Raw genomic sequence first — 16863 nt, forward strand, 5'->3', positions numbered from 1 at the left:
CATGAGCGTGCGACTGACCGCCGAGGAAAAGGCCATGCGCGACGGGGACAATGGCCCCGCCGTTGCCAAGGCGATGGACCTGCTGATCCGCTATGCCGAGGCACTGGGCGCGGAGGATTTCGTCTATACCGACAACATCGCCGGCGTTCCCGGATCCTCTCCGCAATGGGTGAAGGACTACTACGCCGAAGATGGCGGCGATTATCGCGCGGTATTCTCCCGCTTCGATCTTGATTCCGATGAGGTGGTGGACGTGCCGCGCATCTCCGGCTTTGCCTGCCACCTGCAGGGCGGGATGGATCCGGAGCAATGGGCCGAACAGGGCATGACAGAGGAAGCCCACGCCAATTTCGCAGCCGACGAACGCGACGTTGCCGATCACGGCATCCAGGTTCTGAAAACCTGCACGCCCTATCTGGCGGGCAATGTGCCGGTGATGGGAGAGCACTGCGCGTGGATGGAATCGAGCGCCGTGGTGTTCTGCAATTCGGTGATCGGCGGGCGCACCAATTGCGAAGGGCGCGAATCCACCAGCGCGGCGATGCTGGCCAAGCGCGTGCCCAACTGGGGCTTTCACAAGGATGATTTTCGCAAAGGTCAGCACCTGATCGATGTGGAGGTGCCGGTGGATTCCATTTTCGAATGGGGGATGCTGGGCTATTTCACCGGCGATGCGGTGGAAGATACGATCCCGGTGCTGGACGGCAATATCTCCAACGCGGCGCTGATCAAGCACAAGCATTTCGGCGCCGCTGCCGCCTCCTCTGGCGGGGTGGAGATGTACCACATGGCAGGCATCACGCCCGAAGCGCCCAGCGTGGAGGCCGCGTTTGGCGGCGCGCCGCGCGGTGAACACTTCACCTATGGCAAGGCGCAACGCTCCGCGATGTACGAACGCCTTAACTCGGTGGGTGAAAGCACTGATGTTGATTACGTGATGCTGGGATGCCCGCATTACTCAATCGACCAGCTGGCCGAGGTGGCGCAGATGCTGGACGGGCGGACGATCCACGAAAACAGCAATCTGTGGATCTTCACCAGCCGCGCGGTGAAGGCCACCGCCATCGCCAGCGGATATGACGCCATCATCCGCAAGGCAGGTGCCCGGCTGATGACGGACACATGCTCTGCGATCAGCCAGGCGGTGCCGCCCGGCACGAAGGTTGCCGCGTTCGACAGTGCCAAGCAAACCCACTACCTTCCCGCGATCATGGGCATCGAAGGCTGGTTCGGCACCACGCAGGAATGCATCAATGCTGCCTGCACATCGCGCTGGGAAGGGAGGCTGAACTGATGGCCACCGTCAAAACGAGGCCAGCCGACATTACCATTCATGGCCGCAAGGTTGTGGGCGGCGTCACCGAAGGGGAGGCGCTGGTCACCGATCAGACGATCTCCGGATGGGGCGGCGTAAACCCCATGAAGGGCGAAATCATAGAGATGCGCCACGAATTGCGGGGCCAAAGCTTTGCAAACAAGATATTGGTATTCCCCGGTGCAAAGGGGTCTTCCGGATGGTCTGCGGTTTTTCACACCACGAAGCTGACTGGCAAGGCTCCGCTGGGCATGCTGTTCACAATCACCACCACCAAGGCGGCCTTGGGCGCGGTTGTGCTGCGCGTGCCCAGCATGACAGACTTCGACAGCGATCCCGTGCAGCAGATAGAAAGCGGGGACTGGGTGCGTATCGATGCCGATGCGGGCGAAGTATCGGTGTGGAAGGGTGGCCGACCCTGACGAATTGACGCCGCGGCCGACCATGAAACCATGGCGCGCGCACAAATGAACGATTTTGCGGAAGAGACAAGATGGCTGACGACAAGGTAAAACTGCAACGCGTGGAGGGGCATAGCGAAGAGCGCTTCCTGGGTTCCGACGTGTTCGAAAGCGACGGGCGCAACCTGCCGCCCCCGCGGCGCGGCGGCACCATTACCGAAGACGCTCGCCAAATCGATATCTATCATCAGACGGACGTTGTGGTGGTAGGCGGCGGCCCGGCAGGCTGCGCTGCGGCATGGGCCGCGGCGAAAACCGGCGCGGATGTTACACTGGTGGAGCGGTACAATTGCCTTGGCGGCCTTTCCACCGGCGGCCTGGTGATGTGGATCGACCGGATGACCGATTGGGACGGCAACCACGTGATCCAGGGCTTCGCCCGCGAATTTATCGACCGCATGCCGCGCGAAGGCGTGGCTGGCCCGCCCAAGGAGGATTGGGGCAGCCAGCAGCATGACAAGGTCGCCTATTGGAGCAACCGCACAACCGCGTTCCACGGCATCGTGCAATGGGCGCCCACGCTGGACCCTGAGCGCATGAAGCTGAACGCGCAGGAGATGCTGTTGGGAGCGGGCGTGCGCATCGTGTTCCACGCCTGGGCCGCGCGCCCCATCGTGGAAGACGGCGCGGCGCGGGGCGTGATCTTCGAAAGCAAGGCCGGACGCCAGGCTATCAAGGCGAAGGTGGTGGTGGATACCACTGGCGATGGCGACATGTTTGCGCGCGCCGGGGCAGAATTCGATACCGATATCGAGGAAGGCGACGTCCACCATTCGATGAACACCGGCTGGGTGCTGGGCGGTGTGAACATGGATCGCTGGATCAACTGGAAAGTGCTCTACCCCGATCAATTGCGTGAGCTGATGGCAAAGGGGCGTGAGGAGCTGGGCTATTTCCAGACGCCCTATGTCAGCTGGCGGCCCGATATCGCGCTGTTCCTGGGCCCACGGCAAAGCGGCCTGTCGGCGCTGGACGTGGACGATATGACAGAGGTGGAAATCCGCAGCCATCGCCTGATGGAAGGGCACTGCCAGTTCTTCCGCAAGCATGCGCCGGGTTTTGAGAATGTCTATTCGCTGCAAAGCGCCAGCCAGTTGGGCGTGCGCCACACGCGGCGGCTGGGCGGCGTTGGCCGGATTGAGCGCGGGGACTGGCCCACGGCTGGCCCGGTGGCGGACGAGGTGGGCATATCGCCTTCGCTCAGCCCGAAATTCCCCGTTGTCTCCGTGCCATACGGTTCGCTGGTGCCCCGTGCGCTGGATGGCCTGCTGGTGGGCGGGCGGCATATCAGCTGCGATGCCAACAGCCACGGCTTTATGCGCGAGATCCCGCAATGCTGGCTAACCGGCCATGCCGCGGGTGTTGGTGCCGCGCTGGCGGCAGACAAGGGCGTGGAACCGCGAGAGGTGGAGGTGGACGCCATTCGCAAGCTGCTGCGTGAACAGGGCGCGTATCTGCATGATGATACCGCCGTCGAAAGCGTGCGAAACGAAACGGTAGCGGCAGAGTAGGACGGCACATGGCCAGCACCCCGCCCGCCACGCTAGACGTTGCAAAATTCATGCGCGAACAGCGCTTCTCGCGCTACCACATCACCATACTGGTGCTGTGCAGCCTGGTGACGTTCTTCGATGGGCAGGATTTTGCCGCGCTGGCCTATGCGCTGCCCTACATCCGGGATGACATGGGCATTTCGGATGAGATGACGGGTTATGTCAGCTCGGCAGCGTTCCTGGGCCAGATGATCGGATCGCTGTTCGGATCGTATCTGGGCGATATCTTCGGGCGAAGACCGGTCATCATATTCTGTACCATCGGCAGCGCGGTGCTGACCTTTGCCGTGGGTTTCGCGCAATCGCCAGAGCAATTGATCGGCCTGCGCTTTGTCTCCGGCCTTGCCATCGGCGGCCTGCTGGCCCCGGTGTGGGCTTTGAGTATCGAGAGCATGCCCCGATCCATGCGCGCCACCAGCGTGACGATCATCATGATGGGATTTTCCATCGGCACGGCATCCTCCGGCCCGATCGCCAATTTCGCCGCGCCCGTATTAGGATGGCAGGGCATCTTCTGGGTCTGCGGCGCGATGACCGGCGCATTTGCCCTCATCCTGCTGTTCACCCTGCCCGAAAGCGCGCGCTGGATGGTGGCGACGGAGAAACCGGCTGCCCGCATCGTGCCGGTGCTGTCGCGTTTCAATCCCGGCTTTGAATGGAAGGCCTACGATAAATTCGTGCTGCTGGATGAAAAGGCCGTGAAGCAGTCCACCAATCCGCTGAAGAAGCTGGGAGAGTTGTTCGTCGGCAAGCTGGCCTTCATCACCCTGTTCATCTGGGCGGCCTATTTCTGCTCCAGCTTCGCGATCTATCTGAAAAGCGCCTATGGCGTGATCTTCATGGAGAATTTGGGCATCACGCGGCAGAACGCCGCATGGCTGGGTTCGATCAATGCCATCATCGGCGCCATCATGGGCGTGGTGTTGCTGGCCATGACAGAGCGCAAGGGACCGGGCTGGATCATCCTTGCGCCGCTGCTGGGCATTCCCTTCGTTTTGCTGGTGGGAACAGGCGTGGTGCTGGGCGGACCTGCCCTGATCCCGGTGCTGCTGATCGGCGCGATTGCGGTGGGGGCAGGGCATGCGGCGGTGATTTCCATCACCAGCATCTATTACCCCAGCGCGGTGCGCGCCACGGGCGGCGGCTGGGCCAGCTTCATGGCGAAATTCGCCGCCGTTGCAGCCCCGATTTATGGCTCTCAATTCCTGTCCGGGGTCAGCGGCGCGATGGCGGGGTACATGTTCACGGCGCTGTGTCTTGGCGGCGTGATCGTGTTCATCCTGCTGCTTGCCTGGGCCGCCAGAGGCATGACCGATCTGCCCATTCACGCTACAGAACCTGCTAAGAAGGAAACATAATCCATGCCCGAACTGCGCAGCCTTGCCGCCAACAATCCCGGTCGCCGTGCCAACTGGAAGGCGCTGGGCCTGTCGAAAGAGGATATGGAAAAGCCCAAGATCGCGGTGGTCAATTCCTCCAGCGAACTGGCGATCTGCTATGCTCATCTCGATGGCATTGCCCAGATGGTGAAGGAGGAAATCCGCAAGGCAGGCGGGGTGCCGTTCGAAGTGCGCACCTCTGCCCCCAGCGATTTCATCACCGGGGCGGCCAAGTCCGGCAGCTATATCCTGGCAGGCCGCGATATCATCGCCAATGATATCGAGGTGCAGGTGGAGGCCGCATTGCTGGATGGCATGATCTGCCTGACCAGCTGCGACAAGACCCCTCCGGGCCATTTGATGGCCGCTGCCCGCCTCAACATCCCCACGATCCTGGTGATCGGCGGATATCAGCAGGCCGGAGAGATCGACGGCGAACCGGTGGACGTGGAAGACGTATGGTCTGGCCAGATCGGTGAGATTTTTGGCAAGAAGCCGAAATTCCCCGTCGCCGACATGGCGGAAAATGCCATCATGGGGCCGGGCGTTTGCGCCGGTATGGCAACGGCCAACACCATGCATTGCGTGGTAGAGGCGCTGGGCATGGCCATGCCGGGCCATGCCCCGGTGCGCGCCAATTCACCCAAGATGCAGGACAATGCGCGTGCCGCTGCTCGCCGGATCGTGGCGATGGTGGAAGAGGACCTGCGCCCGCGCCAGATCCTGACCGAAGCGGCCTTTCGAAATGCCACTGCCACCGTGCTGGCCGTCAGCGGATCGATCAATGCGATCAAGCACCTGCAGGCAACTGCGATAGAGGCAGAGAACGGCGTCGATGTTTTCAAGCTCTGGGAAGAGATGAGCGATGTGCCGGTGCTAAGCCCCGTGCGCCCTTCGGGCGCGGTGCGGATCGAACAGTTCGAGGATGCGGGCGGTGCGCGCGCCATTCTGAAGCGCCTCCTGCCAAGGATCGACGGCGGCGCAATGACCTGCACCGGGCGCACGCTGGCCGAGAACCTTGAGAATTACGAAGTCGAAGGGCCGGAGACTATCCATCCGCTCGACAAACCTTTCAGCAAGGGGCCCAGCATCGCCATTCTGACGGGCAGCTTTGCCGATACGGCAGTGGTGCGGCTTGGCATTCGGGACGGCTCGCGCCCGGAAGAGTTCACCGGGCCTGCGCGTGTGTTTGAGGACACGCAAAGTTGCATGGATGCGATCAAGAACGGCGTCATCCAGGAAGGCGATGTTATCATCAGCCGCAACCAGGGCCTGCGTGGCGGCCCGGCGATGGGCGGCGGCGCATCGCTGATCCTGTTTGCGCTGGACGCGGCGGGCCTTGCGAAAACCACGGCCTTCGTCACCGATGGGCAGCTATCGGGCCTGTGCCTGAAGGGGTTGACCGTGGCGGAGGTGCATCCCGAAGCGGCCACGGGCGGACCTGTTGGCAAGGTGCGCGACGGCGATATCATTCGCATCAGCGTGGAAAGCCGCAGCATCGATATCGATGTGCCGCAGGCAGAGCTGGATGCGCGCGAAGGCACTGGCATGCGCGTGGGGGCGACGGGATATCTTTCCACCTTCCGGGAAACCGTGCGCGCCATGCCCACCGGTGGTGCGCTGATCCCGTCCAAGGAGTAGGATCAGCTTTGCATTTAACTAGCGCGCATTCAGATCGATTGCGGACATCATGACGTCAGAAACCCGGTCAATATCGTCCTGCCCGATGCAATAGGGGGGCATCGCGTAGATCGTGTTCCCCAGCGGGCGCAGCAACACGTCATTAGCGAAGAAATGCGCGCGCAAGCTGGGGCCGATATTCGCCAGATAGCCTGCGTCATCCCCGGTATCGATATCGAACGCAATCATCGTGCCGCATTGGCGCGGGCGTATAACCTGCGTCTTTTGCGCCGCGCGATCCAGCACCGCGCCCAGCCGCTGTGCCAGTGTCCCAATCCGCTCCATCACCGGCTCCTCCCGCCAGATCGCCATATTCGCAACGCCTGCCGCGCAGGCGACCGGATTGGCGGTGTAGCTGGAGGAATGATAAAACAGTTTCGATCGATCGGTGGAATAATGCGCATCGAAAATCGGTGCGGTGGCCATGGTGACGGCCAGCGGCATGGAGCCGCCTGTCAGCCCTTTCGCAAGGCACAGGATATCGGGCGTAACGCCAGCCTGATCGCAAGCCAGCAGTGTACCGGTGCGGCCAAAGCCCGTCATCACCTCGTCCGCGATAAACAGCACATCGTGCGCGGCGCAAATGGCGCGCACTTCGGCCAGCACCCGCGGCGGGTAGGTGAGCATGCCGCCCGCACCCAGCAACAATGGCTCCACGATAAAGGCCGCAACATCGCCTGCCGCGCAGGCGCTTTCCAGCGCATCCAAGGTGGGCTGCGGATCGGCGGCGGGGAAGGGCACCGTGCCAACATCGAACAGCAGCGGAGCGTAGGCGCGGTTGAAAACGCCGCGCTCCCCAATGCTCATCGCGCCGATGGTGTCCCCGTGATAGCTGTGCTCCAGCACCAGGATGCGGTGCCTTGGCTCCCCGCGATTGTGCCAATATCCAAGCGCCATCTTCAGCGCCACTTCCACAGAGGTGGAGCCGCTGTCGGAATAGAATACGTGGTCCAGTCCGCCGGGCATGATGGCAACCAGATCGCGCGCCAGCGTTTCGGCGGGTTCATGGGTCCAGCCAGCGAAAATGACCTGGTCCAGCTTCTTGGTCTGGTCCCGCACCGCAGCCATGATGCGCGGATGGTTATGACCATGTGTGGTGACCCACCAGCTGGAGATCGCATCGATAACCCGGCGGCCATCGGCGGTGTGCAGGATCGCGCCATCGCCGCGCGTCACCAGCGGAATATCCTCGCCCAGCCCGTGCTGGTGGAAGGGATGCCATACGGGCGATTTGCTCATGTCAGCAGGTCCATGCGAATATTCGCCGCGAACGCCTGTGCCAGCGTATCGGCATTCAGCGGATCGAGGCGCGGCAGGCGGCCAAGGTGGGGAACGTCGGCGATGCGGGTAATCGCACCCTCCGCCACGGGTTCTTCCTCACCAATGAAGGCCACCCCGGCAACCGCGATACCCCGCGCCCGCAATGCCTCGATAGACAGCAGCGAGTGGCTTATGGTGCCCAGCTGCGTGCGGGCGACCAGAATGGCGGGCAGGTTCCAGCGGGCGAACAGGTCTGCTGCCAGCAGATCCTCCCGATAAGGCACCAGCACGCCGCCTGCGCCTTCCACCACCAGCGGGCGATCCGACTGCGGCAGGGTGAGTGCCGCCTCGTCAATCGTCACACCATCCACCCGCGCTGCCTCATGCGGAGAGCAGGGGGTGCTGAGGCGATAGGCTTCGGGCAGCACCTGTGCATCGGGGGCGAGGCGGCGCACGGCGTCACTATCCGTCTCGTCTTCCAGCCCGGCCTGCGCGGGTTTCCAATATGCGGCGCGCAAGGCTTGCGACAATCCGGCGGCAAACACAGTCTTGCCAACGTCTGTATCGGTGCCAGTGACGATAAATCCGGTCATGGCTTCTTCCAACTTGCAACAGCGGAAAGGACCGCCTCGATATCCTGCGCGCTCAAGGTGGAGCGCAGGGCAAAGCGGATGCGGCTGGTGCCCTTGGGCACGGTGGGCGGGCGAATGGGCAGGGCGGCAACGCCATGATCCAGCAGGTGATCGCCTAGCGCCAGCGCGTCTGCCTCAGTCCCGACAACGAAGGGGATGATCTGCGTGGTGGAGCCAAGCGTATCGTAGCCGAGTTTATCCAGCCCCTCGCGCAATTGGGCACCCAGATCGGCAAGATGCGCGCGATCGTCATCCATATCGGGCACCACATCCAGCGCTGCATCCATCGCGCCCAGCATTGCGGGCGGCGGGGCGGTGGTGAAGATCAATCCCGCGCACATGTTGATGAGGTAATCGCGCACCACATCCGGGCAGGCGATATAGGCGCCGAAACCGCCCATGGCCTTGCTGAAGGTGCCCATCACGATGGTTGCGCCCGGGGCGGTAACAGGATGGTCCGCCGTCAGCCCCGCACCGCGCGCGCCAAGGACGCCGGTGGCATGCGCCTCGTCAATATAGAGCATGGCATCATGTTGGACGGATAGCGCGTTCAGCCGCGCCAGGTCCGCGCGGTCGCCATCCATGCTGAAGACGCTTTCGGTGATGATGAGGCGGGCGGGCGCATCGCTGTGTTCCTGCAACAGGGCGTGCAGATGGGCGTAGTCATTATGATCGTAGAAATGCACGTCCGCCGTCGCGGCGCGAAGGCCGGCGTGGATGGAATTGTGCACCAGGCTATCTGCAAAGATCACCGTGCCCTTTGCAGCGCGTGCCAGTGCCGGGATCGCGGCGGCGTTGGCCTGCCAGCCCGTTGCAAGGATCAGCGCGGATTCGGTGCCCTTGAAAGCGGCGATCTTCTTCTCGACCGCGAGATGCGCCGGACTGGTGCCGGTGATCAGCCGCGATGCGCCCGCGCCTGCGCCGTATTGGCGCACGTAATTGGCAGACCGTTCCACCAGCAGCGGGTGTTGCGACAGGCCGAGGTAGTCATTGCTCGACAAGTCCAGTAATTCGCGCCCGTCGCGCACCAGGCGTCCTTGTCCGCGCATTTCCACCGCACGCAGCACGCGCGTGCGATGCTTGGCAGCAATAGTGCCCAGCGATTGCCGGATATGATCGAGCATGGCTGGCCTGCTCAGGTCAGTTCGGCGCGGCGCTCGGCTTCGGGTTCCGGCTTGGTGGCGCAGCCGCCGGAGCATCCTCCCACGGCGCGCATAGGCTCTTCGCCCTGCATGGCTTTCAGGCCCAGGCGTGCGAACATCGCGGCATCGCTATCATCGCCCGCATTGGGCGCGGTCAGCAGCTTTTCGCCCGTGAAGATGGAATTCGCGCCCGCCATGAAGCACATGGCCTGCACCGCGTCCGACATGCTTTCGCGGCCCGCAGACAGGCGTACCATGCTCATGGGCATGGCGATGCGCGCCACGGCCACGGTGCGCACGAATTCGATATCGTCGATCTTCGCCATCGGCGTATCGGCCAGCATATCGCCCAGCGGCGTGCCTTTTACCGGCACCAGCGCGTTTACCGGCACGCTTTCGGGATGGCGTTCCAGCGTGGCAAGCGTGTGGATGAAGCCAACGCGATCGGCGCGCGTTTCGCCCATGCCCACGATGCCGCCGCTGCACACATTGATGCCCGACTTGCGCACGTTTTCCAGCGTGGTCAGCCGGTCCTCGTATTTGCGGGTGGTGATCACGCGGTCGTAATATTCAGGCCCGGTGTCGACGTTGTGGTTGTAATAATCGAGGCCAGCCTCCGCCAACTGCTCTGCCTGCGAGGGGGAGAGCATGCCCAGCGTCATGCAGGTTTCCAGCCCCATTTCGCGCACGCCCTTCACGATCTCCACGATCTTGGGCATGTCCCGCTCCTTCGGGTTGCGCCATGCGGCACCCATGCAGAACCGCTGGCTGCCCGCATCCTTCGCCTGTGCGGCCGATTGCAGCACCTGGCGCACGTCCATCAGCTTGGTCGCTTCCACGCCGCTGTCGGCATGCGCGCTTTGCGAGCAATAGCCGCAATCTTCGGGGCAGCCGCCGGTCTTGATGGAGAGCAGGGTGCACAACTGTACCTCGTCCGGCCGGTGATTCTCGCGGTGGACGCTGGCGGCGCGAAACAGCAGTTCGGTGAAGGGCAGATCGAAAAGATCGGCAATCTCTTCGCGGGTCCAGTCGGTGCGGATCATTGTAGGCATTCCCCGTGTTCTCGCGGCCCGCAAATCATGGTGACGGCGGGTGTGTGACGCCTCCTTGGCAAAATGTGCCGCGCTAGTGAAGCGTTTGCGCGCAGGAAAACCACCAGGCGAAACGGGATCAGATGTTCAGCCGGGCGAAATTTGCCACTCCGGGCGCGGGTCTGCGGGCACCGGTTTCGGTGTGCGGGTCGGGATGGGAAAGAGCCGTCTCGGGTGCCAGATCGCCAAGGCTGCGGGCAACGCTGGCGATGGCATCGCCGTCAGGTGAATAATACACCAGCTTGGCCTGCCTGCGGGTTTGCACCAGCCCCGCTTTGCGCAAAATGGCCAATTGCTGGGAAAGCGTGGGCTGCGCCACTCCGGTCGCCTCCTCAATCTCTCCCACATTGCATTCCCCGCCCGCAATCGCCTGCAGGATGCGCAGGCGGGACGGATGGGCAAGGGCTTTCAACGCCTCCAGCAGCATGTCGTCCGCCATCACTTGCGCTCCTGCCAGAACCAGTCTCCGGCATGCTCTGCTGCGAACACATCATCCAGCGATTCAACCGGCGGGCTGAGCATCGGCTGGCCCTTCTTCCAGTCCGCCGGCGTCAACCCCGCTGTCGCATCGGCAGCCTGCAAGGCATCGAGAATACGCAGCATTTCCGGAATGGAGCGGCCCACATTGGGGGGGTAGCATGTCATCGCGCGGATCACGCCCTGCGGATCGATGAAATAGGTGCTGCGAACGCCGAAGTTGTCGGCATCGCCGGGCATGGACATGCCATAGGCGTTGGCGATCACCATCGTCGGGTCTTCGATGACGGGGAAGCGCACCTCGATATCGAAGCGGTCGCGAATAAGGCGCAGCCAGGCGAAATGCGAGAACAGTGTATCGATGGACAGCGCCATCAGCGCGCAGTCGCGCTTTGCGAATTCATCGGCCTTGCGGGCAAGCGCCACGAATTCCGACGTGCAGACGGGCGTGAAATCCGCCGGGTGGGAAAACAGGATGACCCACTGGCCGCGAAAATCCTCCAGCTTCACCGGCCCAGTGGTGGCGCGCGCGGAGAATGCGGGAGCCTTGTCACCAATGCGGGGCGGGTAGCTCGACTTGCCTTCAATTTCGCTATTCATGTAAGTCACATACTCATTGACGTCTCCAGCGGCAATACATATTATCAATTAATGAAAATGTTTATAGGAAGGCGATCATGAGTACCGATCAAGCACTCGCCAACGCCAGTCAGCAGATCGATCGCGCGCGCTCCGACAAGGGCAAGCGCCCGACAATAGCGGGCTTTTTCGACGAGGCGACCAACACCATCACCTACGTCGTGCACGATCCGGCGACGAACGAAGCCGCAATCATCGATTCGGTGATGGATTATGCGCCCAATTCGGGCCGCACGTCATTCGGGTCGGCAGATCTGGTTATCGAATATGTCGAAACCAACAATCTGAAAGTCACCTGGCTGATCGAAACCCACGCCCACGCCGATCACATCTCTGCCGCGCCCTATCTGCAGGAAGAACTGGGCGGCAAGCTGGCCATCGGCAAGGATATCATCCGCGTGCAGGAGGTGTTCGGCAAGCTGTTCAATGCGGGCACCGATTTCGAACGTGACGGATCGCAATTCGATCACCTGTTCACCGATGGCGAGACTTTCAGGATTGGCGAGCTGGAAGGCATTGCGCTGCATGTGCCCGGCCATACGCCCGCCGATATGGCCTTCATCGTCGGGGACGCGGCGTTCGTGGGCGATACGATCTTCATGCCTGATTTCGGCACCGCGCGTGCGGATTTCCCCGGCGGCGATGCGCGCGAGCTCTATCAATCCATCCGCCGCCTGCTCTCGCTGCCGGACGAGACGCGCCTTTTCCTGTGCCATGATTACAAGGCTCCGGGACGTGACGATTATGCCTGGGAAACCACGGTGAAGCAGCAGCGCGAGGAAAACGTGCATGTGAAAGACGGCGTGACCGAGGATGAATTCGTCGCAATGCGCACCAGCCGGGACAAGACGCTGGACATGCCCACGCTCATCATGCCGTCCGTGCAGGTGAACATTCGCGGCGGCCGCTTGCCGGAGCCTGAGGAGAACGGCGTCTCCTACATCAAGATTCCGGTGAACGCGGTATGATGCTTCCCGGATTTCCCGACGCCGCGCCCTTGGATGGGCTGATCGGCGGTGCGCTGATCGGCGTGGCGGCGGCGATCATGCTGTTGACGCTGGGCCGGATCGCCGGTGTATCCGGCATCGCCGCCAAGGCCTTCGGGCTGGGCGGCAGCGGCCTCAATCGCATGGGAGCATGGGCCTTCGTGATCGGCCTGCCGCTGGGCGCGCTGGCCGTATTGCTGGCAAGGGGCGGGCTGGAGCCCAGCTTTGCCGGACCGATCCCCCTGGTGATCGCTGGCTTGCTGGTGGGCTTCGGCACACGGTTGGGCAGCGGTTGCACCAGCGGGCATGGCGTTTGCGGCATCAGCCGCCTTTCGGGTCGCTCTATCGTCGCCACCATCACCTTCATGGCGGCGGGCATTGCCACGGTCGCCGTGATGAATGCGCTGGGACTGGAGGTGCTTTCATGAAAACTCTCGCTTCTCTTGTGGCCGGCATCATCTTCGGCGCTGGCCTTACCATTGGCGGAATGACCGATCCTGCCCGCGTGCGCGGTTTCCTTGATCTGTTCGGTGATTGGGACCCGACGCTGGCCTTCGTGATGGGCGCGGCCCTCATAGTGATGGCCATCGCCTGGCGCGTGGTGCCCGGCATGGCCCGTCCGCTGTTCGACGATGATTTTCACATCCCCGGCAAAAGCGAACTGACCCCCAGCCTGATCGGCGGCGCAGTGCTGTTCGGCGTGGGTTGGGGGATTGCCGGCCTGTGTCCGGGGCCGGGCTTTGCCGCCCTTGCCATAGAGCCGCTCAGCGCCGCGATCTTCGTTGTCTCCATGCTTGTCGGCATGGCCTTGCTGCGCCTGATGGAAGGAAAGAGCTGATGGATACGACCCAACTGACCGATGGGCTTTCCGTTTCCCCGCAGATTTCGCCCGCCGAGGTGAGCGAGCTTGCAGCCGCAGGGTATAAGTCCATCATCTGCAACCGCCCCGATGAGGAGGAGACCGGCCAGCCTGATTTCGCTGACATCGCAGCCGCGGCAACGGCATTGGGCCTATCAACCCGCCACATCCCGGTGGACGCTGAACGGCCTGTCGAGATGCAGGCAGACGCTTTCGCGAAAGCGCTGGCCGAGTTGCCCGGCCCGGTGCTGGCCTACTGCCGCACGGGCAATCGCTGCACCAAGCTTCACGAAGCGATCAGCGACTAATCCCGCGCCGCTTCCACTGATCGAAAAGGATCAACCATGACCGACAATCACAGCCACCACACCGTAGTCATCGCAGGCGGCGGCTCTGCCGGTATCGCCACTGCCGCATCCATGCTGCAACGCCATCCCGGCCTCGATATCGCGATCATAGAGCCCAGCACCGAGCATTATTACCAGCCGGGCTGGACGATGGTGGGCGGCGGCGTCTTCGAAAAAGACGAGACGATGAAGCCGGAAGCCTCCGTCATGCCCAAGGATGTTACTTGGTTGAAGGCCGGGGTGACCGGCTTCGATCCCGACAACAACGCCGTGGAATTCGGCAATGGCGGGCGCGTGACATATGATGTGCTGATCGTTGCCATGGGCAATCGCCTTGCATGGGAGGAGATCGAGGGGCTGGAAGAGATGCTGGGCAAGAACGGCGTCACCTCCAATTACCGATACGATCTGGCGCCCTACACCTGGGAACTGGTGCAAAACACGCGTTCCGGCCGCGCGCTGTTTACCCAGCCGCCCATGCCCATCAAATGCGCGGGCGCACCGCAGAAGGCGATGTATCTTTCATGCTCGGAATGGGAGAAGCGCGGGTGCCTTGGCAATATCGAGGTGGAGTTTCACAATAACGGCGGCGTGCTGTTTGGCGTGCCCGAATATGTGCCTGCGCTGATGAGCTATGTCGAACGCTACGGGATCGACCTCAACTTCGGCTCTACGCTCACCCGCGTGGATGGCCCGGCGCAAAAGGCCTATTTCGCCACGGAAGACGGCGAGGTGGAGCGCGAGTTCGACCTGCTGCATGTCTGCCCGCCGCAAAAGGGCAACGCGGTGGTTGCCGCCAGCACGCTGGCAAACGAGGCGGGCTATGCCGAAGTGGACCAGCACAGCCTGCAACACGTGCGCCATGCCAATGTGTTCGCCCTTGGCGATTGCAGCAGCACGCCCAATGCAAAAACCATGGCCGCTGCCCGAAAGCAGGCCCCGGTCGCGGCGGTGAACGCGCTCGCCATGCTGGAAGGCAGCGAGCTGAAGGGCAGTTACGATGGTTACGGCAGCTGCCCGCTGACGGTGGAAAACGGCAAGATCGTGCTGGCCGAATTCGGCTATGGCGGAAAGCTGCTGCCCACCTTCCCCACTGCAATCCTTGATGGCACAAAACCTTCTCGCCTTGCGTGGACACTGAAGGCAGACGCGCTTCCGGCGATCTACTGGCATGCCATGCTGAAGGGTCGCGAATGGATGGCCAAGCCCATCGGAGGGGCGTGATCAAGCCTCATGCTCTCGCGCTATTTTCCGATCCTCGAATGGGGGTGCAGCTATAACGGGCAGACGCTGAGCAGCGATCTGATGGCGGCGATCATCGTCACCATCATGCTGATTCCGCAAAGCCTTGCCTACGCGCTGCTGGCGGGGTTGCCTCCGGTCGTCGGCCTTTATGCCTCCATCCTGCCATTGGTGGCCTATGCCATTTTCGGCACCAGCCGCACGCTGGCCGTGGGGCCGGTGGCGGTGGTTTCCTTGATGACGGCGAGCGCGGTGGGTGCTGTCGCCCCGCAGGGAACGGCGGAATATCTGGAAGCCGCGATCACGCTGGCCGCGCTGTCGGGCGTGATGCTGTTCGTGCTGGGCGTGTTGCGAATGGGGTTCCTGTCCAACCTTCTCTCGCACCCGGTGATCAGCGGCTTCATTACCGCCAGCGGCATATTGATTGCCACCAGCCAGCTGCGCCATGTGCTTGGCGTTTCGGCCGGCGGCGACACCTGGCCAAAGATGCTGGGCTCGCTGTTCGCAGCCCTACCACAAGTGAACCCGTGGACGCTGGCCGTGGGCGTGCCTTCGGTGATCTTCCTGTTCTGGGTGCGCAAGGGATTGAAGCCGCTGCTGGTGAAATTCGGCATGTCTGGCAAGGCAGCGGATATCGCTGCCAAGGTCGGCCCGGTCGTGGCCGTGGCGCTCAGCATCGTGGCCGTGATGGCATTCGACCTGGCGGGAAGGGGCGTGAACATCACGGGCGAGATCCCGCAGGGCTTGCCGCCCTTTGCCATGCCCAGCACGGACCTGTCGCTGATCCGGCAATTGTTCGTACCTGCGCTGCTGATCTCCATCATCGGCTTTGTCGAGAGCGTGTCCGTCGCGCAGACCTTGGCCGCAAAACGCCGCCAGCGGATCGCGCCCGATCAGGAGCTGATCGGCCTTGGCGCATCCAATATCGCCAGCGCCTTTTCCGGCGGCTATCCGGTAACCGGCGGCTTTGCCCGATCGGTCGTGAATTTCGATGCAGGAGCGCAGACGCCCGCTGCGGGCGCTTTCACCGCTGTTGGCATCGCGATGGCATCGCTGTTCCTCACGCCGCTGCTGTTCTCGCTTCCCATCGCCGTGCTGGCGGCCACCATTATCGTGGCCGTGCTCGCGCTGGTGGATTTGAAGACGCCGCGGCAATTGTGGAACTATTCAAAGGCTGATTTCGCCGCGCATGTCGCCACCATTGCCATCACCCTGCTGGCGGGTGTGGAAATGGGCGTGATCGCGGGCGTATCCGTCGGGCTGCTGCTGTATCTCTGGCGCGCCAGCCGTCCACATGCCGCCATCGTGGGCCGCGTTCCGGAAACCGAGCATTTCCGCAATGTAGAGCGGCACAAGGTCTTCACCGCCGATCACGTTCTCTCCATCCGCATCGACGAGGCGCTGACCTTTCTCAACGCCCGCTGGCTGGAGGAATATGTGCTGGAACAGGTGGCCGACCGGCCAAAAATCCGCCACGTCATCCTGATGGCCAGCGCTGTGAACGAGATCGATGCATCGGGGCTGGAAAGTCTGGAAGCGATCAACCACCGGCTTGCCGATGCCGATATAAGGCTGCACCTTTCCGAGGTGAAAGGCCCGGTGATGGACCGCCTGCAACGCACGCATTTCATCGAAGAGCTGAGCGGCCAAGTGTTCCTAAGCCAGGCGCGTGCCTTTGCAGAGGCGCTGCGCGATGATGGCAATGATGTGGAGCAGCCCGACGATATAGCGCGCGGGTTGATCTGAGTTGTAATAAATGCACCTGATGGTGCGAAATTCGGGTTCGTTGCACGACGTGCA

Annotated in this window: 17 protein-coding genes; 11 read left to right on the plus strand and 6 right to left on the minus strand. The window is 62.6% G+C overall.

The annotated features are described in order from the left end of the window. Nucleotide 1 precedes the first annotated feature (1 nt). The 5 genes from GRF63_RS04490 (at nucleotide 2) to GRF63_RS04510 (ending at nucleotide 6349) form a co-directional block, all read left to right on the plus strand. A complete protein-coding gene (locus tag GRF63_RS04490; protein WP_202131565.1) occupies nucleotides 2-1294 on the plus strand; it encodes an aconitase X in 1293 nt (430 codons plus the stop codon). Then, nucleotides 1294-1737 carry an aconitase X swivel domain-containing protein gene (locus GRF63_RS04495; RefSeq protein ID WP_160484758.1) on the plus strand — a complete coding sequence of 148 codons (444 nt, stop codon included), beginning with the start codon at nucleotides 1294-1296 and terminating at the stop codon, nucleotides 1735-1737. Before GRF63_RS04490 ends, GRF63_RS04495 begins: the two co-directional genes overlap by 1 nt. A gap of 71 nt (nucleotides 1738-1808) precedes the next feature. After that, a complete protein-coding gene (locus tag GRF63_RS04500; protein WP_160484759.1) occupies nucleotides 1809-3287 on the plus strand; it encodes an FAD-dependent oxidoreductase in 1479 nt (492 codons plus the stop codon). Between the two features lie 8 nt (nucleotides 3288-3295). Further along, entirely contained in the window at nucleotides 3296-4687 is a 1392-nt protein-coding gene (locus tag GRF63_RS04505) for an MFS transporter (RefSeq protein ID WP_160484760.1), read from the plus strand. Between the two features lie 3 nt (nucleotides 4688-4690). Beyond that, nucleotides 4691-6349 (plus strand): dihydroxy-acid dehydratase domain-containing protein, encoded by a 1659-nt coding sequence (locus tag GRF63_RS04510; RefSeq protein ID WP_237392279.1) that lies wholly within the window; start codon nucleotides 4691-4693, stop codon nucleotides 6347-6349. Nucleotides 6350-6367: 18 nt separating this feature from the next. Here the strand turns inward: GRF63_RS04510 and GRF63_RS04515 are convergent, their stop codons facing one another. The 6 genes from GRF63_RS04515 to GRF63_RS04540 all read right to left on the minus strand — a co-directional run bounded on the left by GRF63_RS04515 (nucleotide 6368) and on the right by GRF63_RS04540 (nucleotide 11590). Beyond that, a complete protein-coding gene (locus GRF63_RS04515) occupies nucleotides 6368-7627 on the minus strand; it encodes an adenosylmethionine--8-amino-7-oxononanoate transaminase (RefSeq protein ID WP_160484761.1) in 1260 nt (419 codons plus the stop codon). Continuing rightward, a complete protein-coding gene (bioD, locus tag GRF63_RS04520; protein ID WP_160484762.1) occupies nucleotides 7624-8241 on the minus strand; it encodes a dethiobiotin synthase in 618 nt (205 codons plus the stop codon). The genes GRF63_RS04515 and bioD overlap by 4 nt, the downstream gene beginning before the upstream one ends. Then, nucleotides 8238-9404: an aminotransferase class I/II-fold pyridoxal phosphate-dependent enzyme gene (locus GRF63_RS04525; RefSeq protein WP_160484763.1), complete on the minus strand. Its 1167-nt coding sequence runs from the start codon at nucleotides 9402-9404 to the stop codon at nucleotides 8238-8240. The genes bioD and GRF63_RS04525 overlap by 4 nt, the downstream gene beginning before the upstream one ends. An 11-nt stretch (nucleotides 9405-9415) precedes the next feature. Next, a complete protein-coding gene (gene bioB / locus GRF63_RS04530; RefSeq protein WP_160484764.1) occupies nucleotides 9416-10474 on the minus strand; it encodes a biotin synthase BioB in 1059 nt (352 codons plus the stop codon). Nucleotides 10475-10592: 118 nt separating this feature from the next. Continuing rightward, nucleotides 10593-10952, minus strand: coding sequence for an ArsR/SmtB family transcription factor (locus GRF63_RS04535; RefSeq protein WP_160484765.1), 360 nt, complete (start codon nucleotides 10950-10952; stop codon nucleotides 10593-10595). Further along, nucleotides 10952-11590, minus strand: a complete 639-nt coding sequence (locus GRF63_RS04540) for a peroxiredoxin (protein ID WP_160484766.1) — start codon at nucleotides 11588-11590, stop codon at nucleotides 10952-10954. Before GRF63_RS04540 ends, GRF63_RS04535 begins: the two co-directional genes overlap by 1 nt. A 77-nt stretch (nucleotides 11591-11667) precedes the next feature. On the opposite strand from GRF63_RS04540, the gene GRF63_RS04545 reads away from it, so the two are divergent. Genes GRF63_RS04545 through GRF63_RS04565 form a run of 6 tightly spaced genes read left to right on the plus strand, consistent with a single transcriptional unit; the run spans nucleotide 11668 to nucleotide 16809 of the window. Beyond that, a complete protein-coding gene (locus GRF63_RS04545; protein ID WP_160484767.1) occupies nucleotides 11668-12597 on the plus strand; it encodes an MBL fold metallo-hydrolase in 930 nt (309 codons plus the stop codon). Further along, nucleotides 12594-13043 (plus strand): YeeE/YedE family protein, encoded by a 450-nt coding sequence (locus GRF63_RS04550; protein ID WP_160484768.1) that lies wholly within the window; start codon nucleotides 12594-12596, stop codon nucleotides 13041-13043. The genes GRF63_RS04545 and GRF63_RS04550 overlap by 4 nt, the downstream gene beginning before the upstream one ends. Further along, nucleotides 13040-13453, plus strand: a complete 414-nt coding sequence (locus GRF63_RS04555) for a DUF6691 family protein (protein WP_160484769.1) — start codon at nucleotides 13040-13042, stop codon at nucleotides 13451-13453. The genes GRF63_RS04550 and GRF63_RS04555 overlap by 4 nt, the downstream gene beginning before the upstream one ends. Continuing rightward, nucleotides 13453-13782, plus strand: a complete 330-nt coding sequence (locus tag GRF63_RS16730) for a protein tyrosine phosphatase family protein (protein ID WP_337189608.1) — start codon at nucleotides 13453-13455, stop codon at nucleotides 13780-13782. Before GRF63_RS04555 ends, GRF63_RS16730 begins: the two co-directional genes overlap by 1 nt. Before the next feature lie 36 nt (nucleotides 13783-13818). After that, nucleotides 13819-15045 carry an NAD(P)/FAD-dependent oxidoreductase gene (locus GRF63_RS04560; protein WP_337189609.1) on the plus strand — a complete coding sequence of 409 codons (1227 nt, stop codon included), beginning with the start codon at nucleotides 13819-13821 and terminating at the stop codon, nucleotides 15043-15045. A 9-nt stretch (nucleotides 15046-15054) separates the two neighbouring features. Beyond that, a complete protein-coding gene (locus GRF63_RS04565; RefSeq protein WP_160484770.1) occupies nucleotides 15055-16809 on the plus strand; it encodes a SulP family inorganic anion transporter in 1755 nt (584 codons plus the stop codon). Nucleotides 16810-16863: the final 54 nt, after the last annotated feature.

Origin of the sequence: Aurantiacibacter rhizosphaerae (assembly GCF_009807005.1) — a bacterium.
GTDB classification, from domain to species: Bacteria; Pseudomonadota; Alphaproteobacteria; order Sphingomonadales; family Sphingomonadaceae; genus Alteraurantiacibacter; species Alteraurantiacibacter rhizosphaerae.

Excerpts from the sequence above, each read along its gene's own strand:
- GRF63_RS04510 (WP_237392279.1), top strand. The coding sequence starts at position 4,691 with ATGCCCGAACTGCGCAGCCTTGCCGCCAACAATCCCGGTCGCCGTGCC.
- GRF63_RS04490 (WP_202131565.1), top strand. The coding sequence starts at position 2 with ATGAGCGTGCGACTGACCGCCGAGGAAAAGGCCATGCGCGACGGGGAC.
- GRF63_RS04540 (WP_160484766.1), bottom strand. The coding sequence starts at position 11,590 with ATGAATAGCGAAATTGAAGGCAAGTCGAGCTACCCGCCCCGCATTGGT.
- GRF63_RS04535 (WP_160484765.1), bottom strand. The coding sequence starts at position 10,952 with ATGGCGGACGACATGCTGCTGGAGGCGTTGAAAGCCCTTGCCCATCCG.
- GRF63_RS04495 (WP_160484758.1), top strand. The coding sequence starts at position 1,294 with ATGGCCACCGTCAAAACGAGGCCAGCCGACATTACCATTCATGGCCGC.
- bioD (WP_160484762.1), bottom strand. The coding sequence starts at position 8,241 with ATGACCGGATTTATCGTCACTGGCACCGATACAGACGTTGGCAAGACT.
- GRF63_RS04550 (WP_160484768.1), top strand. The coding sequence starts at position 12,594 with ATGATGCTTCCCGGATTTCCCGACGCCGCGCCCTTGGATGGGCTGATC.
- GRF63_RS04515 (WP_160484761.1), bottom strand. The coding sequence starts at position 7,627 with ATGAGCAAATCGCCCGTATGGCATCCCTTCCACCAGCACGGGCTGGGC.
- GRF63_RS04505 (WP_160484760.1), top strand. The coding sequence starts at position 3,296 with ATGGCCAGCACCCCGCCCGCCACGCTAGACGTTGCAAAATTCATGCGC.
- GRF63_RS04525 (WP_160484763.1), bottom strand. The coding sequence starts at position 9,404 with ATGCTCGATCATATCCGGCAATCGCTGGGCACTATTGCTGCCAAGCAT.
- GRF63_RS04545 (WP_160484767.1), top strand. The coding sequence starts at position 11,668 with ATGAGTACCGATCAAGCACTCGCCAACGCCAGTCAGCAGATCGATCGC.
- GRF63_RS04560 (WP_337189609.1), top strand. The coding sequence starts at position 13,819 with ATGACCGACAATCACAGCCACCACACCGTAGTCATCGCAGGCGGCGGC.
- GRF63_RS16730 (WP_337189608.1), top strand. The coding sequence starts at position 13,453 with ATGGATACGACCCAACTGACCGATGGGCTTTCCGTTTCCCCGCAGATT.
- GRF63_RS04555 (WP_160484769.1), top strand. The coding sequence starts at position 13,040 with ATGAAAACTCTCGCTTCTCTTGTGGCCGGCATCATCTTCGGCGCTGGC.
- bioB (WP_160484764.1), bottom strand. The coding sequence starts at position 10,474 with ATGCCTACAATGATCCGCACCGACTGGACCCGCGAAGAGATTGCCGAT.
- GRF63_RS04500 (WP_160484759.1), top strand. The coding sequence starts at position 1,809 with ATGGCTGACGACAAGGTAAAACTGCAACGCGTGGAGGGGCATAGCGAA.
- GRF63_RS04565 (WP_160484770.1), top strand. The coding sequence starts at position 15,055 with ATGCTCTCGCGCTATTTTCCGATCCTCGAATGGGGGTGCAGCTATAAC.